The following is a 17,458-nucleotide window of genomic DNA, read 5'->3' as shown; positions in this document are numbered from 1 at the left end:
GCGCGAGCCGTGGAGCGCGCGTGACCGCCCGAACGTAGAGAGAGCCGGCAATCCCGAATGCGAGCTCGGTTGAGAGGCGTCGGTGATCGCTGCGACAGTTATCGCGATCCGATCTCGTGGTGGCAACGGGACGAGAAGACAACAGGCCAACGATTCCCGGGCGCGTTGATTGCAGCTATCAAAAACCGAGAGAAAAAACGGACGACCCACTTTGGATGAGGCGATTTTTGTCAATTTTCAATTGACATTTGCAGCTTTCATTAAAGTAGCAGTGGCGATAACTTTACAGACGCGCTACAATGTCAAACATGAGTGGACAAAGCGAGACAAAGCTAAAGCAGCTTCTCCAAGCAGTCCCACCTGGATTCCTGGTGGACACTGCGTGGATGGCTCGTCACGCCATCTCGCGACAATCGGTTTCGGGCTACGTCAAACGCGGTTGGTTGGAACCAGCATTGACGGGCCTCTATCGACGTCCATTTTCGCCAGACACGAACCCGGATGCCGTTACGGGATGGAAGATCCCTTTGCTTTCGGCCATATGGCTGATGCGGCACAAATTCCACGTTGGCGGGGCAAGTGCTCTCTCCCTGCGGGGCCATAGTCACTATCTCTCGCTCAGCGGCGAGTTCGTTCTTTGCCTCTACGGCTCCGACATTCCGTTGTGGCTGTCGAAAATGCATACCGATGCGCGGATCCTAACCAGAAGCGCCAATTTGTTTGGAGACGCGGCCCTCGGCGTTGAACATTCTGATTTCAATCTATCGGACGATGCCGACGGCGAGCTCGCCCTGAGCCCGTGGCGCTGGCCGATCCCGATGTCGTCTCCTGAACGCGCGATCATCGAAATGCTCGATGAGCTGCCAAAGAGCGAAAGCTTCCACACCGTCGACATGGCGTTCGAGAGCCTGGCCAATCTGCGCCCGAAGCTGCTGACAAGACTTCTGGCGGAGTGCCGAAGTGTAAAGACCAAGCGCCTCTTCTTCGTTTATGCAGACAAGCACGGGCACGCTTGGCGCAGGCACATCGACATGTCGGCGATCGATCTCGGCACGGGCGACCGAGCACTCACCCCAGGTGGTCGGCTTCACCCGGCTTACCGAATCACCATTCCAGACGAGCTGATGCCAAAGGAGACGCCCCGTGGCGCGTGAGCAATATATGCGGCAAGTGGAACTCCTGGTGAAGACCCTTCCTTTCATTGCACGTCAGGAAACCTTCGCCCTTAAAGGTGGCACGGCGATCAACCTCTTCTACCGCGACATGCCACGACTATCAGTCGATATTGATCTGACCTATCTCCCGATCGAGGATCGCGAGACGACGCTGAAAGGTATCGACACCACACTCGAGCAAATCCGCGACGATCTACTGCGAAACCTCCGGGGTGTCACGGTGCAGAGGATAGCCGGCGGAGGCAACAACGACACGCGCGTCCTCGTCCGGCAAGGAGGCGCCGAAATCAAGATCGAGACCTCGCCGGTCGCCAGAGGGACGGTCCACCCGCCTGAACTACGACGCGTGAGCGAAGCGGTCGAAGACGAATTCGGCTTTGCGGAAATGAAGGTCGTTTCGTTCGAGGACCTTTTCGGCGGCAAGCTGCATGCAGCTGTCGACCGCCAGCATCCACGTGACTTGTTCGACGTGAAGCTGCTGTATGAGAATGAAGGTCTGACAGATGCGTTGTTTCACACGTTCCTCGTTTATGTCGCAAGCTCCGGCCGACCGCCGCACGAATTGGTGCGTCCCTCGCTCGTGAAGCTCGACGAGGCTTTCGTAAAAGAGTTCGAGGGCATGACATCGGAAGCAGTCAGCCTTAACGAGTTGGAAGGGGTGAGGAACCGATTGACCGGCGATATTCTCGCAAGGCTGGATGAAAAGGCCATGCGGTTCCTTCTAACGCTCCATGACGGCGAGCCCGATTTCGACGCGATCGGCCTTCCACAGGCAGCGGATCTTCCGGCTGTCCGCTGGAAGGTCCTCAACCTCGTAAAGCTGAAGGAACAGAACCCCGCGAAACACCTTAAACAGCGCCGTGAAATACTGGGCATTCTTTCTTAAATCTGGCCCAGCGGTTCTGGGTACCTCACATCGCCGACATGCCTCACATGCCCAAGCCCAGTCCCTTCTTCAGCCCACACGTGAGTTCATAGGCCCGGCTCAACTCCGCCCGGTGTCCTATTGACAAGGCTGGCGACGTCCTTGATGCGATCGACTACAGCCGGATCTTTCAACCCCAGACGATCGAGCTCCTAATTGAAACTTCCCGGATCCGAACTGCCAAGACGTCGCTCAAGAGCGCGGGCCAGGGCCTTGGCCTCTTCCAGCACCTGGCGGCCTTCCGGCGTGCCGGAGAGCCCCGCGAGCAATGGTGGCGGCGGAGAGAGTTTTTTGCCGATACCACTTCATCCAGGATCAACAGGACGGACGTCTGCTCCGCCGATGGGGCGATCGAACCCCAGCATGCCCAATGCCGCCTCGCGCCTCTACTGAACGGCAATCCGGATCGGCCAGCGTCGCGGCTGGCGGCCGCTCAAGTGGATCGCCACGACCGACAGCCATCTTAGTGATCACGGCTGCTCGTACACCTGGCCGATACTCCTCATTTTTGCCTTTCCGTTTCCCGGGACCGGCCGCCCGACCCTGCAGTTGGCAGTTTCGCAATAGGGTCTGCTGGGCGGAACCGTTTGTTCGCTGCTGCGTTGGGACTAGCCTTTGACTGCCACAAAAGTCGGAGGCTCGGGTGATGGCCCCGCTTGTGCCGCGTCGTAAGGCGCGCCGTTCGTACAGCGCCAACGGGCGCTGGGGTCTCCCAGTAACAGGAGTGAAAATCATGTCGATGCCTTCCAAACTTTTCGCAACGGTGGCCCTTCCAGTCTTCGCCGCATCATTCGTGATACAGCCGGCGCTGGCCGAGAACCTGAGGGTGCCGTTCCAGGTCGCTCAGGAAGGCGTCGACCAGCAGTCGCCCGAGGATTTACTGCTGCTCAAGAAGCGCAAGAAGCAGCAGGACGGGGGGGAAGGGCAGGTAGAACAGCAGCAACCGCAGGCCGAGGAGCCGCAGCGCCAGGCAGAAGAGCCGTCTCGCAAGAAGCGCAAGCAACAGGCTGAGGAACAGCAGCCCGGTACCGAGGAAAGCGCGCCACGGAAGGCTGAAGAACAGCAGGCGCCCGAACGCAAGAAGCGCAAGCAGCAGGCAGAAGAACAGCAACCCGCCATCGAGAAAGGCGCTCCGCGGCAGGCTGAAGAGCAACAGGCGCCTCAGCGCAAGAAGCGCAAGCAACAGGCTGAAGAACAGCAGCCCGGTACCGAGGAAAGCGCGCCACGGAAGGCTGAAGAACAACAGGCTCCCGAACGCAAGAAGCGCAAGCAGCAGGCAGAAGAACAGCAACCCGCCATAGAGGAAGGCGCTCCGCGGCAGGCTGAGGAACAACAAGCACCTGAACGCAAGAAGCGCAAAGAGCAGGCAGAAGGACAGCAACCCGCTATAGATGAGAGCACTCCGCAGAACGCTGGGGAAGCGCAGGTACCGGTGCCCAAGAAGCGCAAGCAGCAAACTGAACGTCAGCAGCCGGAAGAGCAAAAGCTGGCGCCACAGACCGGTGAGAGTGAGCCGCAGCCCGTTCCAGGGTCTGAACAGCCCGTGACGGCCGAACAGCGCCAGAGTGAGGAGCCTCAGGCCAAGCCTGCACCTGTTGTCGTCGACAAGCGCACGAAGGCAGACAAGCGAAAGATCGCCCAGGATCCGGCAGCGACCGACGAAACCATTGTGCTTCCGGTCGATAACGGCGCGGCCGTGCTCGACAGTGACAAGGACGCCGACAAGTCCGGCGGCAACCAGGGGCGCGAGGCTCGGCGCAAGCAGCGCGAAGAATTGCGCGTCCAGGGGAACATAGCGCCACCGACGGATGACGCCGCGGCCCAGGCTGAAATCCCGGCCGACGTGCGGCAGACGGCCGCGCAGAGGATCGAGGCCGGGATCAAGGAGGAAGGTCGACGCGTTGACGCGGTGCCAGCATTCGCGGTGCCGGACACGACGAACATCGTCAACAATACCGTCATCAACAACAGGACTGTCAACAGCACGACGAACAATGATGTGACCAAGGTGCGCGTCGTCGAGAGGCTCGACGATCGTGTCGTCCTTGGCGTCGGCGACCAGATCTTCGTGCGTGGCGACGATCGTCCGCGCCTGCGCCACGGCGCGCGGGAGGCGTACTACGACGAGCTTCCGCGCGGCCGCGTGCGTGAAACGATCGTGCGCCCGGGCGGCTACCGGATCGTCACCGTCTATGACCGTTACGGTGACGTCTTGCAGCGCTCGCGCGTCGACAGCGATGGCAACGAGTATGTGTTGATGTACGCGCCGGACTATCAGGACGAAAGGCGCCCGGCGATCGTCGACGTCGGTTATGACCTGCCGCCGATGCGCCTGACGATCCCGGTCGATGACTACATCGTCGACTATTCGCAGGAGCCGGATCGAGATTACTACGCGTTTCTGTCCGAACCGCCGGTCGAGCGCGTGGAGCGTGTCTATTCCATCGATGAAGTCCGCAATTCCGCCCGTCTCCGTGACAAGGTCCGGCGCATCGATCTCGACACGATCCATTTCGAAACCGGCAGCGCCGAAGTGTCGATGTCACAGGCAAAGACGCTGCGAACGGTCGCCGACGCCATGCAGAAGGTGCTCGGCAAGGATCCCGGTGAAACCTTCTTCATCGAGGGGCACACGGACGCTGTCGGTTCCGACCGGTCGAACCTCGTCCTCTCCGACGAGCGTGCCGAGTCCGTCGCGGTCCTCCTGACGGAAGTCTACGGCATCCCGGCGGAGAACCTGGTGACGCAAGGCTACGGCGAGCGTTTCCTCAAGATCAGTACGCCCGAGCCGGCGGAAGATAACCGCCGCGTGACCATCCGACGCGTGACGCCACTGGTACGCCCAGTCGCACAGCGATAACGCTCGCGACGTCCAGCCACCATGCGTTCGCGACGGCGCCCGGGAAGCTCAGTGTTGTTCGGTCCGATGACGTGGCGCCCTTAGACGAGAGCGGCGAAAACCGTCGCAGTCCTCGTGATCGAGGCTTATGGCATCGCGGCCTGAAACCTGCCGTTGCCATCCTATTGCGAGCGCTTCCTGAAAATCGGCGCACGGAAGCCCAAGGACGAGAACCGATGCCTAACATCGGTCGCGGCAGAGTGCGCCTAATTTGTAATTTCTTTCCAAAAAATATTGACATTTCAATATAAAATGGACAATTAAAGATAACAACAAATCGTCTGGATTTTGAGATGCTCGTCATTGTCGCTGATGATCTGACCGGCGCTCTGGATGCCGCGGCGCCCTTTGCCGCGAGGGGCTTTTATGTCGAAGTCGCTTTGGCGCCCGAAGCGATCGATGATGTCCTGAAAACGGGGCCGGACGTGGTTTCGGTCAATCTCGGATCGCGAGAACGCAGCCCCGCATCCGCCCGGCAACGAACAGTTGCCACGCTCGCTGCGCTGCCTTCGGGTTCGCGCATCTTCAAGAAGGTCGACTCCCGTCTTAAGGGCAACATCGTCGCCGAACTCGACGCAATGTCTTTCGGATCGGCGCTCGTGGCGCCCGCCATCCCGGCCTTCGGTCGGGTTGTCATGTCCGGCAGCGTGCAAGGCTTCGGAGTAGATGTGCCCATCTCCGTTGCCGAGAAGCTCGGCCGGCATGCGGCCAAGGCCATCATCCCGGACGTATCCACTGAAGCCGAGATGCGCGCCTTGCTTGAGAATGCGGAAAGAAGTGGTACGGATCTGCTGATTGGAGCGCGCGGTCTGGCCGAGGCGCTTGCCGAACGGATGAGTGGCGGTCAACAACCGCGGGCTGCCCAGGTGATTGCCGGTAGGGCTTTGTTCGTCATTGGGTCCCGAGACCCGATTACCCTTGCCCAGATCGACACGCTTCGCAACGACCTTGCCTTATCCTATTTGCCCGCGCCCAACGGGCGGCTTTCGGCCGCAGACGACACCGGCGGCGCAATCACGCTCGTTCAGGCGGTGCCGGGTGAAGGGGAGGTGACGCCGGAGGCCGTTTCCGAGGCGCTTGCCGAGAGCGTCTGTCCGGGCCTTGTCGAACGGGCAGGGACGCTGCTTCTGTCCGGCGGCGCAACTGGAGAGGCAGTTTTGAGGAAAATGGGCATCCAGCGTTTTCGCCTGCTGGGCGAGTGCCTGCCCGGCCTGGGCTTGGCTGAGGTCGATGGACGTTGCATCATTGCCAAGTCCGGCGGATTCGGCGCGCCGGATACGCTTAAGGAAATCGCGGAGGCTGTCCTTCGCAAGATGGGATGACGGATGGGACTGGAGAACGGAACAGCACGCAAGAGCCTCGGCGATCTCGTCTTTGAGCGCATGCACCGTGCGATCAAGTCCGGCGCCTACAAGCCGGACGAGCGCTTGCCGACCGAGCACGAACTGGCAAGTGAATTCGAGGTTTCGCGTCCGATCATTCGAGAGGCGTTGCGCCGGCTGCGCGAGCAGGGTTTCATCTATTCACGCCGCGGCGCCGGCAGTTTCGTTCGTGCCGTCGGCATGCGTGAGCCGCTGGGCTTCGGACAACTGGAAAACGTCGCCGATCTTCTGAACTGCTACGAGTTCCGATTGACGGTCGAGCCGGCTGCCGCGCAGGCTGCTGCCGAGCGGCATGACGCGGCCAGCTTGTCCGCCATCCGCCAGGCGTTGGAACTGATGCGGGACGCCACCAACCGGCAATCGCACCGGGAGGATGCGGACTTCCAGTTTCATCTTGCGATCGCACGTGCGGCCCAGAACAGCTATTTTTTCACGGCAATGGAAGCGCTCAAGGATCACATCGCGGTCGGGATGCGGTTTCATGGCGCCTCGGTCAAACGGGAGACGACCGGGCTGACGCGCGTTTTCGGGGAGCACGAAGCGATCGCGGAAGCGATTGCCGCGCGTGAAGGCGTAAAGGCGAGACAACTCATGCATGACCACCTTTCCGGATCCCGCGAACGTCTGTTCCAAGCGACCAAGTAATCGACAAAGCAAAAACCCCGGCAGACGCCGGGGTTTTGTTTTTTGCATGGTCTATGGATCAAAAGGCTGCCTTGTAGACGGCAAGCACGTCCTCCACACTCATATCGCTCGGGTTGTTGTCCATGAGCCTTCGGTTGGCATGGGCCTCGCTTGCATAAAGCGGCAAGTCGTCGGCACTTGCGCCGTGAGCGGCAAGCGACATCTCGATGCCGAGATCACGGCAGAAGCCACGGGCAGCGCCCAGGAGTTCCTGGGAGGAGAGATCTTCGCCGAGACCGAGCGCCCTTGCGACTTCTGCCGTCTTGGCCGCGGCAACCGGTTGGTTGAAGGCGAGCACATGCGGAAAGATGATGGCGTTTGCCAATCCGTGGGGCAGGCGAAGCCGCGTTCCGAGCGGATAGGCGATGGCATGGCCAGCCGCGGTATTGACCGGCCCAAGGCAGATGCCGCCGTAGTAGGAAGCAAGCATCATCCCTTCTCGCGCCTCGGTATCGGCTCCATCCCTGACTGCGCGGGCGAGATGTTTGCCCACGAGCTTGAAGCCCATTCGGGCAAAGCCGTCGATCATCGGATGGGCGCGGCGATTGGTGAAGGCTTCCACGCAATGGGCCATGGCGTCGACGCCGGTGGCGGCGGTTACCGCCGGCGGCACGGAATAGGTGAGTTCCGGATCGAGAACAGCCAGGTCGGCAATCATGTGCGCGCTTTCGACCGCGATCTTGTTTCCCTTGGCCGGGTCGGTGATGAGCGAGCGGATCCCGGCTTCCGAGCCGGTGCCGGCGGTCGTTGCGACCTGAGCCAGGCGGGTGTTGCGGCCGAGTACGCGGTTTGGCCCGGCGACATCGGCAAGCGTCTGCTCGGAGTCCCAAAGCACGGCGACAAGCTTGGCGACGTCGAGCACCGATCCGCCCCCAAGGCCGACGATGAGGTCCGGGCTGTTTTGGCGCGCGAAGTCGAGTGCGGCATCGAGCGTGTCGACATCGGGTTCGCCCGGGATGGCGTCGAACACCGTAACGCGGCCGGAAAGCTTCAGGCGGTCGACGAAGCCTGCGGTGATCGGCGTGGCGATGACGAGCACTGAACGGGCATCGGCCGCCCAGGCGCCGACCTCTGCGATTGTGCCGGCGCCGACGGCGAGGCGGCGCGGCTGATAAAGGGTGATGGGAGCGATGGTCATGGTGTCATCCTCGCTTGGCGTCGCCTGCCACCAACTTGCGGGCATAGGCGATGGCGGAGTTCATGTTGCCGTGGTTGGCGATCCCCTTGCCGGCGATGTCGAAGGCCGTGCCGTGATCGACCGAGGTTCGGTCGATCGGCAGGTCCACCGAGACGTTCACGGCGGTGTCGAAGGCGACAAGCTTCACGGGGATGTGCCCTTGGTCGTGATACTGCGCGACCACGAGGTCGAAGGCGCCCGAATAGGCGCGATAGAACACCGTATCTGCTGAAATCGGTCCATAGGCATCGATGCCTTCCGCGCGTGCTTGCGCAACGGCCGGCACGATCTGGTCGTCATCCTCGGTGCCGAACAGGCCATTTTCGCCACAGTGGGGATTGATGCCGGCGACCGCGATTTTGGGCGCTACGTAGCCGATACGCTTCAAGTGAGCGTCGCCGGCGCGGATCGTGGCGAGCACCCGTTCCGTCGTCGAGCGTCGGATCGCCTCCTGCAGCGCCACGTGGGTGGAAACGTGGATAACCTTGAGGCGCTCGGAGGCAAGCAGCATGTAGGCAGCCTTGGAGCCCGTGAGGCTGCGCAGCATTCCGGTGTGGCCGTCATAGTGATGACCAGCAAGGTTTAGCGCTTCCTTGTTGATGGGCGCCGTGACGATGCAACCGATCACACCGGCTTCTGCATCGCGCACTGCCTTTTCGATGAAGCGAAAGGCCGCGTCGCCGGCGACAGGGCTCAGCTGTCCCCAGGCAAGCGGCGCACCTTCAATCGGCAGATCGACGACATGTCCGGTGAGATCAACCTCAAGGCCGAGAGCGGCGCGGGCCGCTTCGAGCGTCGCGAGATTGCCGTAGATCCGGACCGTATCGCGTTCTTGCGGCGACATGTCGGCCAGCGCGCGCACCGAAATCTCGGGGCCGACGCCGCACGGGTCGCCCATGGTTATGCCGATGATATTGCTCATGAAGGTCTCCGTTGGTCAGCGTGGTCCCAGCCAGGGGCCAGGCGGACATATTTGATGGCGCGCCGGTGGTAGGTGTAGGCAAGGTGCATGGCGCCGTCCGGCCCCTCCAGCAGCCAGGGATAGGACATCTCCTTGTTGCGGCCGTCGGTCGAGTCATTGGAAAGGCATGTCCCGGGGCCGTCCTCGATCAGCAGGCGCACGGGAAATGTCTTGCCGCCATCTTGAGAGAGGCAAAGAGAGACTGGCGCGCGCCGGACACCCCAGATCGGAACGCAACCGCCCGTGGGGTCGGCGTCCGGGCGGTTGTCGTCCTCGCCGAGCTCGTCATAAAGCGACGTGCGTCGTTCGGCGGTGTCGGCCGCGCTTACGGGGTTGCAGATCATCGCGATCCGGCCGTCTTTCAGACTGAGAGCGGCGATCGAGGAATTGTTGTTCGGGATGTCACTGGCCTCGGGCCTGGACCAGGAGCGGCCCTCATCGAGGCTCTCGGTCCTGTAGACCCAGTCGGCCTGCCGCCGGCGGAAAAAGGCAGCAAGACGGCCTTCGCCAAGCGACACCGGCGACATGTGCACGCAGCCAATGGACTGATCCAGTTCTTCCAGTTGCCAGGTCTCGCCCTGATTAAGCGAAATGCCGACGGCTGCCGTATCATGGCTGCCGTTCCACTTCTGCCCGGGGCGCTGAACGCAGCGAAAGATCGGCAGCAGCCACGCGCCGTCACCGCGCACCACGAGCGGCGCGCGGATGAAGCAGCCACGGGGAAGGTCCAGGTAACGGCCTTCGCCGGTCGCTAGTACCAGCGGATCGGAAGCATCGCGGCGGACCTCAGCCATCCGGATCCGGCACTCGTCCTGATTGCCTGAGGGTTGGGAGGTGTGAAAGAGCCACAGCCTGCCATCGGGCGCAGTGAAGAGCACCGGGTTTTGCTCCGAATGCGCGGCATCGAAGCTCAGGCGCTGCGGCGGTCCCCATTGCGTCGCCCCCTTGGGCAGCACCGAAGCAAAGATGGAAATGTCCGATTTGCCCTCGAGCGTGCCGCCGAACCAGGCACAGGCGAGCGCGCCGTCTGAAAGCAGATGCAGGAAGGCTGCATGGTTCTGGATCATCGGCGACGGCAACAGCGCTTCCATACGCTCGGGCGACACGGTTTGAAGCAGGCCATTCATGCTGCGGGCGATTTCTTCAGGGTCCATGAGTTCCTCCTGTATGCTTCGAAAATCACCCAATTTTCAAAGTTGTCAAGTTTGATAAAGTTACAAATAGACATGTGCCCGTTTACTATGACGCATAACGCACTGATTTTACTGAAATATTTATTGTGATTATTTCGATACAAAATTTACATCGCGAATTAATTTGACAAACTTTGGTGAAAGGTGGATGGTCTGAACAAGCCGGCAAGAGGATGCCGGGAGGAGGTCTGATGCTGGAAGCCAGCCCGAAGGGGGCTAAGATGGCGGTCATGTTCGCGGTTGGTGCAGCGATCCTTGCTGCCGCCGACGCGGTGATCGTGCGGGCGCTGAACGGCGCCGTGCATCCTTTCGTCATCGGCTTCTTCCGCGCTTTCTTCGGCGCGCTCATCCTTCTGCCTTTTGTTGCCCTGCGCCCATCGGTGCTCAAGTCGAGCCACCCCTTGCGTCAGCATGCGGTCCGTGCCGGCTTCAAGCTGCTCGCCATGGTCGCCTTCTTCGCTGCCTTCAGCTGGGGGCCGCTTGCTGACGTGACGGCCATCGCTTTCATGTCGCCGATCTTCCTTTTGCACGGTGCCGCACTGGCGCTGGGCGAAAGGCCTGGCCCGGCTATGATCGGTGCGGTGGTGCTCGGTTTTGGCGGCGCGATGCTGATCATCGGCCCCTCGGGAACCGGCTTCAGTCTCGCCATCCTTCTCGCCCTCACTGGCGCGATGCTCCAGTCGACCATTCAGTTGATCCTGAAGTCCATGTCGAAGGGCGATAAGACCTCAACGCTGGTCGTCTGGAATCTCCTTTTGACCGTTCCGATCGCGCTTCTTTTCGCCTTGCCGTTCTGGACCATGCCTGGGGCGAGGGAGATGACGCTTCTGGCGCTGCAGGGTTTCGTGGGAACTGCCTGCATGGGTATGATGACCCATGCTTTTTCACTCGCGCCCGCCACGATCGTCGCGCCGGTCGATTTTTTGCGCTTGCCGCTCGTGGCGCTCGGCGGCTTCGCGCTTTTTGGCGAACAGATCGCCCTCACCACCCTTTGCGGCGGCGGGCTCATCGGTTGCGCGGCGCTAATTGCCGCGCGATCCGGAAAAGCAACATCCAGCTGAACGAATTTCACTAGGGAGGAAATGCCGTGAAGAAATTATTTGTCTTGAGTGCACTCATGTTGAGTTCGGCCCTGTCGCCCGCATTCGCCGGGTCCGGCCCCATTAAGATCGTGCTGGCCGAGGAGGCCGACCTGCTGGAGCCCTGCATGGCCACGCGCTCGAACATCGGCCGCGTCATCATGCAGAACGTCAGCGAAACGCTGACCGAACTCGACGTTCGCAGTGACAAGGGCGTCATGCCGCGCCTGGCCGAAAAATGGGAGCAGAACGAAGACAGCAGCTGGCGCTTCCACCTGCGCAAGGGCGTCAAGTTCTCCGACGGCACGACCTTTGACGCCAAGGACGTCAAGCACAGCTTCGATCGCATCATGAGCGACAAGAACACCTGTGAATCGCGCCGCTACTTCGGCGGCATCACGGTGACCCCGACGGTCGTCGACGACTACACCATCGATTTCAAGGCCGATCCGGTTCAGCCGATCCTGCCGCTGCTGATGTCTCTCGTCACGATCGTGCCGGAGGAAACGCCGCTTGAGTTCGTGCGCGAACCGGTCGGCACCGGTCCGTACAAGCTGACCAACTGGACGCCGGGCCAGCAGATCGTGCTGACCAGCCGTGACGACTATTGGGGCGCAAAGCCCGAAGTGACGGAAGCCACCTATCTGTTCCGCGCCGACCCGTCGGTGCGCGCAGCCATGGTGCAGACCGGCGAAGCCGACCTTTCGCCGTCGATCTCGCAGCTCGATGCCACGAACCCGGCAACGGACTTTTCCTACCTCGACAGCGAAACCGTCTACCTGCGCATCGATCACAACATCGAACCGCTGAACGACGTTCGTGTCCGCCGCGCGCTCAACGTCGCCATCGACCGCCAGGCCTTCCTCGGTACCCTGGTTCCCGAAAGTGCATTGCTCGCCACCGCGATCGTGCCGCCACCGACGCTTGGCTGGAACCCCGACGTAAAGGTCTTCCCCTACGATCCGGAAGGCGCAAAGAAGCTGCTTGAGGAAGCCAAGGCCGATGGCGTCAAAGTCGACACGCCCATCACCATCATCGCCCGTTCTGCAAACTTTCCGAACGTGACCGAGATCATGGAGGCCATTCAGGCGCAGCTTGAGGAAGTCGGCTTCAAGGTCGAGCTGAAATTCGTCGAGGTCGCCGAGCACGAGCAGTACTATTCCAAGCCCTTCAAGGAAGGTCGCGGCCCGCAGATCGTTGCCGCCATGCACGACAATTCCAAGGGCGATCCGTCGTTCTCGATGTTCTTCAAATACGCAACCGAAGGCACCCAGTCCGGCTTCTCCGATCCGAAGGTCGACGACCTGATCAAGCGCGCGTCGGCTGCCGTCGGCGACGAGCGTGCCAAGCTCTGGTCGGAACTGATCGCCTATGTGCATGACGATGTCGTTGCCGACGTCCTGCTCTTCCACATGGTAGGCTTCTCCCGCGTTTCCGAGCGGCTCGAATTCAAGCCGACGATGGCGACCAACGGGACGCTGCAGCTCTCGGAGATCAAGATCAAGTAATCTGCCCTGGCGAACGACAGGTTCGCCAGTCACAACAGCAATCAAGGCGGTGGGATGATCCCGCCGCCGGATTTCTTCGAGGGCGCCATGCTGAAATTCGTTCGAAAACGCGCCGTGGCCAGTCTGATCTCGCTCGTCGGGCTGCTCGTCATGGTCTTCTTCCTGTCGCGGTTGACAGGTGATCCGGCCGCCTTGTTCCTGCCGGTCGAAGCCTCCGCAGAGATGAAGGCGCAATTCCGCGAGCTGCATGGCTTGAACGATCCAATGCTGGTGCAGTTCGGACGCTATGTCGGCGACGTCGTCACCGGCGATTTTGGCGAATCCCTGCGCAAGGCGCGTCCTGCTCTGGACGTGGTGCTTGAGGCCTTCACCTGGACGCTCTGGCTCGCAGTCATCACCATGACGCTGGTCGCTGGTGCTGCGATCGTCGTCGGTTCGCTTGCCGCCTTCCGCGCTGGAGGCTTCTTCGATCGGCTCTCCTCGCTGATCTCGCTGGTCGGCGCTTCCGTTCCCGATTTCTGGATCGCCATCGTCGCGATCGTCGTCTTTTCGGTAAACCTCGCCTGGCTGCCGACTTCGGGCACGGGGTCGCTGCTTCATTGGATCCTGCCGATCTCGGTTCTGTTCATCCGGCCTTTCGGCATCATCGTCCAAGTGGTGCGCGGCTCGATGATCGGGGCGCTTTCTTCGGCCTATGTGAAGACGGCGCGCGCCAAGGGCGTCAAATCCGGGCCGATCATCTTCGTGCATGCGCTGCGCAACGCCATGCTGCCGGTCATCACCGTCATTGGCGACCAGGCCGCGAGCCTTTTGAACGGCGCGGTCATCGTCGAGACGATCTTCGGGTTTCCGGGCGTCGGCAAGCTGATGATCGATTCCATCTTGCAGCGCGATTTCAACGTCGTGCTCGCCGCCATCCTCGTCACGGCGCTGGCGATCTTCCTCATGAACCTGCTGATCGATCTGGCCTACGCGCTGCTCGATCCGCGCATCCGGCACTGAGGAGGGGACCATGACCCTGCAGACCGCCGATACCGTTGTTACCGAAGAACCGCGCTTTGCGACCCGCATGTTCCGCATGCTGCTTGCCGACAAATTCGCGCTTTGCGCCGCGATCTTCCTGCTTTTCGTTCTCATCATCGCAATCATCGGGCCGACCTGGCTCGGCGATCTCGCGACCAAACAGAACCTTAGAGGCCGCAACGCCGTGCCTTTCGACTGGGAGCGAGGCTGGGTCTGGTGGATGGGGGCCGATGCCCTCGGGCGGCCGCTGCTTGCCCGCATCATCGTTGCCACCCAGAACACGCTGATGGTGGCCGCCGGTGCCGTCGCGCTTTCAGCAACCGTCGGCACCTTCCTCGGCCTTGTCGCCGGCTTTTCCTCGCCGCGCGTCAATCAGATCATCATGCGGCTCGCGGACGTGATCATGTCCTTTCCGTCGCTGCTGATCGCGGTCATCGTTCTCTATATTCTCGGCTCGTCGATCCTGAACCTCATGCTGGTGCTGGCGATCACACGCATCCCGGTTTACCTGCGAACCACACGCGCCGAAGTGCTGGAAATCCGTGAACGCATGTTCGTGCAGGCCGCGCGCGTGATGGGCGCATCAAGCAAGCGCATCCTGTTCCGCCACATTCTGCCTGTCGTGTTGCCGACGCTGACGACGCTTGCGACGCTCGACTTCGCCTATGTGATGCTGGCCGAAAGCGCGCTTTCGTTCCTCGGTATCGGCATCCAGCCGCCGGAAATCACCTGGGGCCTGATGATCTCGCAGGGACGTCAGTACCTCACCAACGCATGGTGGCTTTCGTTCTGGCCCGGCCTTGCGATCATCCTTACCACCATGTCGCTAAACCTCTTGTCGAACTGGCTGCGCATCGCGCTCGACCCAGTGCAGCGCTGGCGTCTTGAAATGAAAGGTCGCAAGAATGGCTGACCATCTCCTTGAAGTTCGCGACCTGTCGGTCGAATTCCACACCGCAGTCGGCGTCGTGAAAGCGGTCCGCAATATCTCCTACCATCTCGACCGTGGCGAGACGCTCGCAATCCTTGGCGAGAGCGGATCCGGCAAGTCGGTCTCCTCCTCGGCGATCATGAACCTGATCGACATGCCGCCGGGACGCATCAGCTCGGGCGAGATCCTGCTCGACGGCGTCGACCTGCTGACAATGCCGGCGCAGGAAAGGCGAAAGGTCAACGGGCGCCGTATCGCCATGATCTTCCAGGACCCGCTGAGCCATCTCAACCCGGTCTATACCGTGGGCTGGCAGATCCGCGAGGCGCTCACCACCCACGGGACCGACGCCGCGAAAGCCGCTTCCGAGGCGTTGCGGCTGTTGACCCGGGTCGGCATCCCCGACCCGGAGCGCTCGCTCGACAAATATCCGCACGAATTCTCCGGCGGCCAGCGCCAGCGCGTCATGATTGCGATGGCATTGGCACTCAGGCCAGATCTCCTGATCGCCGATGAGCCGACGACGGCGCTCGACGTCACCGTGCAGGCCGAAGTGCTCGCGCTGCTTGAGGAATTGCAGCGAGAGACCGGCATGGCGGTCCTCATCATCACCCACGACCTCGGCGTGGTCGCGGAGATCGCCGATCGCGTGGTGGTGATGGAAAAAGGCGTCCTGGTCGAAGCCGGCACGGTGCGCGAGGTCTACAAGAACCCGCAGCATCCCTATACCAAGAAGCTGATTGCCGCCGCCCCAGGCAAGGGCGAGATGCATGTGCCAGCCGCTCGCGCCGAACCCGTTCTTTCAGTTCGCGACGTGCGCAAACGCTATGGCTCCTTCGAGGCGCTGAAGGGCCTGTCCTTCGACCTCATGCCCGGCGAGACCATGGCCGTCGTCGGCGAGAGCGGGTCAGGCAAGTCGACGCTGGCGCGCATCCTGCTTCGCCTCGACGAACCGGATAGTGGCAGCGCCTTGTGGAAGGGCCGCGACCTCTTCACGATGTCGCCCACGGAACTCTACAAGCTGCGCCGCGACCTGCAGATGGTCTTCCAGGACCCGACGCAGTCGCTCAATCCGCGTATGACCGTTTACCAGCTCATTTCCGAGGCCTGGGTCATTCATTCGGATATCTTGCCCAAGGCGAAATGGCGCGAGCGGGTGGCTGATCTTCTTGTGCAGGTCGGTCTCGGCCCGGAGCACATGGGCCGCTACCCACATCAGTTTTCCGGCGGCCAGCGCCAACGCATCGCAATTGCCCGCGCACTCGCACTCGAGCCGCAGCTGATCATCTGCGACGAGGCGGTCTCGGCGCTTGACGTTTCGGTGCAGGCGCAGGTGATCGCGCTGCTCGACCGGCTGCGCAAGGAAATGGGCATCGCCTTTATCTTCATCGCCCACGATCTGCCGGTGGTGCGCGACTTTGCCGACCACGTCATGGTTATGCAGAAGGGCAACATCGTCGAGCTTGGCACGGTGCGCGAGGTGTTCGACGCGCCGCAGCAAGACTATACGCGTGCGCTGCTTGCAGCCGGCCTCGACCCCGATCCCGACGTCCAGGCCGCTCATCGCGCCGCCCGTCTTCAGCGCGCGTCCTGAGGCGCCGTCCATTGAGAGGAAAATCCGCATGACCAAGCAAGCCTTCGTCGCCCTCGTGACCTGCTTCAACGAGGACGAGACCATTAACTACCAGGCGACGCGCGCCCAGGTCCGCCGACAGGTCGCATCCGGCAACAACATCATGTGCGCCGGAACCAACGGTGACTTCACCGCGCTGACATACGAGGAAAAGGTGCGCCTCACGGAGGAGGTGGTCGACGAGGTCGGCGGCCGCGTCAAGGTGATCGTCAATGCCGGCATGCCGGCCACCTTCGAGACGGTAAAGCTCGCCCGAGAATTCGACCGGATCGGCGTCGACGGGATCGCAGTGATCACGCCGTTCTTCATTGCCTGCACCCAGGATGGCCTTGTCCGTCATTTCTCGACCGTCGCCGATGCCGTGAAGACGCCAGTCTACCTCTATGACATACCCGCCCGCACGCAGAACCATATCGAGCCCGACACGGCGCGCGCCCTTGCCGGCCACGGCAACATTGCCGGCATCAAGGATTCCGGCGGCGCGAAAGAAACTTTGGAAGCCTATCTGCAGATTGCCAACGAGGTCGATGGTTTCGAAGTCTACTCCGGCCCCGATCATCTCGTGCTCTGGGCACTGCAGAATGGTGCGGCTGGCTGCATCTCGGGCCTCGGCAACGCCATGCCGGATGTGCTTGCAGGTATCTTGAAGGCCTTCAATGCCGGCGACATTGTCGAAGCGCAGAAGCAGCAGGCAACCTTTGCTGCCTTTCGGACCGACCTCTATGCACTCGGCTTTGCCCCGGCGATGGTCAAGCGCGCCCTCTACCTGCAGGATGCATCTGTCGGCGCAAGCCGACAGCCAGCACTTCTGCCAAACAAGGCACAGGACGAACAGATCGCTGAAATCCTTGAACGCTACCGCCTTCTCCAGCGGCTCTAAGACACGCA

General features: G+C 61.6%; 14 protein-coding genes. 11 read left to right on the top strand and 3 right to left on the bottom strand.

The genetic code is table 11. The annotated features are described in order from the left end of the window. Positions 1-299 precede the first annotated feature (299 nt). From ASD63_RS29240 to ASD63_RS29220, 5 genes are all read left to right on the top strand, one after another. Positions 300-1,154, top strand: coding sequence for a type IV toxin-antitoxin system AbiEi family antitoxin domain-containing protein (locus ASD63_RS29240; protein ID WP_338130134.1), 855 nt, complete (start codon positions 300-302; stop codon positions 1,152-1,154). After that, positions 1,144-2,061: a nucleotidyl transferase AbiEii/AbiGii toxin family protein gene (locus ASD63_RS29235; RefSeq protein WP_060530184.1), complete on the top strand. Its 918-nt coding sequence runs from the start codon at positions 1,144-1,146 to the stop codon at positions 2,059-2,061. The genes ASD63_RS29240 and ASD63_RS29235 overlap by 11 nt, the downstream gene beginning before the upstream one ends. Before the next feature lie 772 nt (positions 2,062-2,833). Further along, positions 2,834-4,960 carry an OmpA family protein gene (locus ASD63_RS29230; RefSeq protein ID WP_060530183.1) on the top strand — a complete coding sequence of 709 codons (2,127 nt, stop codon included), beginning with the start codon at positions 2,834-2,836 and terminating at the stop codon, positions 4,958-4,960. A 332-nt stretch (positions 4,961-5,292) separates the two neighbouring features. Beyond that, positions 5,293-6,321: a four-carbon acid sugar kinase family protein gene (locus ASD63_RS29225; protein WP_034796123.1), complete on the top strand. Its 1,029-nt coding sequence runs from the start codon at positions 5,293-5,295 to the stop codon at positions 6,319-6,321. A gap of 3 nt (positions 6,322-6,324) precedes the next feature. Beyond that, positions 6,325-7,026 (top strand): FadR/GntR family transcriptional regulator, encoded by a 702-nt coding sequence (locus ASD63_RS29220; RefSeq protein ID WP_034796126.1) that lies wholly within the window; start codon positions 6,325-6,327, stop codon positions 7,024-7,026. Between the two features lie 58 nt (positions 7,027-7,084). Here the strand turns inward: ASD63_RS29220 and ASD63_RS29215 are convergent, their stop codons facing one another. The 3 genes from ASD63_RS29215 to ASD63_RS29205 are packed head-to-tail and all read right to left on the bottom strand — an operon-like array spanning position 7,085 to position 10,357. After that, the gene (locus tag ASD63_RS29215) at positions 7,085-8,203 is read right to left on the bottom strand and encodes an iron-containing alcohol dehydrogenase (protein ID WP_034796128.1); all 1,119 of its coding nucleotides are present in this window, start codon (positions 8,201-8,203) and stop codon (positions 7,085-7,087) included. Between the two features lie 4 nt (positions 8,204-8,207). Continuing rightward, the gene (pdxA, locus tag ASD63_RS29210) at positions 8,208-9,164 is read right to left on the bottom strand and encodes a 4-hydroxythreonine-4-phosphate dehydrogenase PdxA (protein ID WP_034796131.1); all 957 of its coding nucleotides are present in this window, start codon (positions 9,162-9,164) and stop codon (positions 8,208-8,210) included. Then, complete coding sequence (locus ASD63_RS29205) at positions 9,161-10,357, bottom strand: exo-alpha-sialidase (protein ID WP_060530182.1); 1,197 nt, start codon at positions 10,355-10,357, stop codon at positions 9,161-9,163. The genes pdxA and ASD63_RS29205 overlap by 4 nt, the downstream gene beginning before the upstream one ends. Before the next feature lie 230 nt (positions 10,358-10,587). Here ASD63_RS29205 and ASD63_RS29200 point away from each other — a divergent pair, with 230 nt between their 5' ends. The 6 genes from ASD63_RS29200 to ASD63_RS29175 all read left to right on the top strand — a co-directional run bounded on the left by ASD63_RS29200 (position 10,588) and on the right by ASD63_RS29175 (position 17,450). Continuing rightward, a complete protein-coding gene (locus ASD63_RS29200; protein ID WP_034796137.1) occupies positions 10,588-11,457 on the top strand; it encodes a DMT family transporter in 870 nt (289 codons plus the stop codon). Positions 11,458-11,483: 26 nt separating this feature from the next. Continuing rightward, a complete protein-coding gene (locus ASD63_RS29195; RefSeq protein WP_060518063.1) occupies positions 11,484-12,983 on the top strand; it encodes an ABC transporter substrate-binding protein in 1,500 nt (499 codons plus the stop codon). 87 nt (positions 12,984-13,070) lie between these two features. Further along, a complete protein-coding gene (locus ASD63_RS29190; RefSeq protein ID WP_034796335.1) occupies positions 13,071-13,985 on the top strand; it encodes an ABC transporter permease in 915 nt (304 codons plus the stop codon). Positions 13,986-13,995: 10 nt separating this feature from the next. Further along, a complete protein-coding gene (locus ASD63_RS29185; RefSeq protein ID WP_034796145.1) occupies positions 13,996-14,919 on the top strand; it encodes an ABC transporter permease in 924 nt (307 codons plus the stop codon). After that, positions 14,912-16,531: an ABC transporter ATP-binding protein gene (locus ASD63_RS29180; RefSeq protein ID WP_060518061.1), complete on the top strand. Its 1,620-nt coding sequence runs from the start codon at positions 14,912-14,914 to the stop codon at positions 16,529-16,531. Before ASD63_RS29185 ends, ASD63_RS29180 begins: the two co-directional genes overlap by 8 nt. 28 nt (positions 16,532-16,559) lie before the next feature. Then, positions 16,560-17,450 (top strand): dihydrodipicolinate synthase family protein, encoded by an 891-nt coding sequence (locus ASD63_RS29175; protein ID WP_060530181.1) that lies wholly within the window; start codon positions 16,560-16,562, stop codon positions 17,448-17,450. Positions 17,451-17,458: the final 8 nt, after the last annotated feature.

The organism is Ensifer sp. Root558 (assembly GCF_001427045.1).
In the GTDB taxonomy this organism is placed as follows: domain Bacteria; phylum Pseudomonadota; class Alphaproteobacteria; order Rhizobiales; family Rhizobiaceae; genus Ensifer; species Ensifer adhaerens.
Note: the sequence above shows the minus strand (reverse complement) of the source record. Positions and strands in the feature narration are given on the sequence as shown.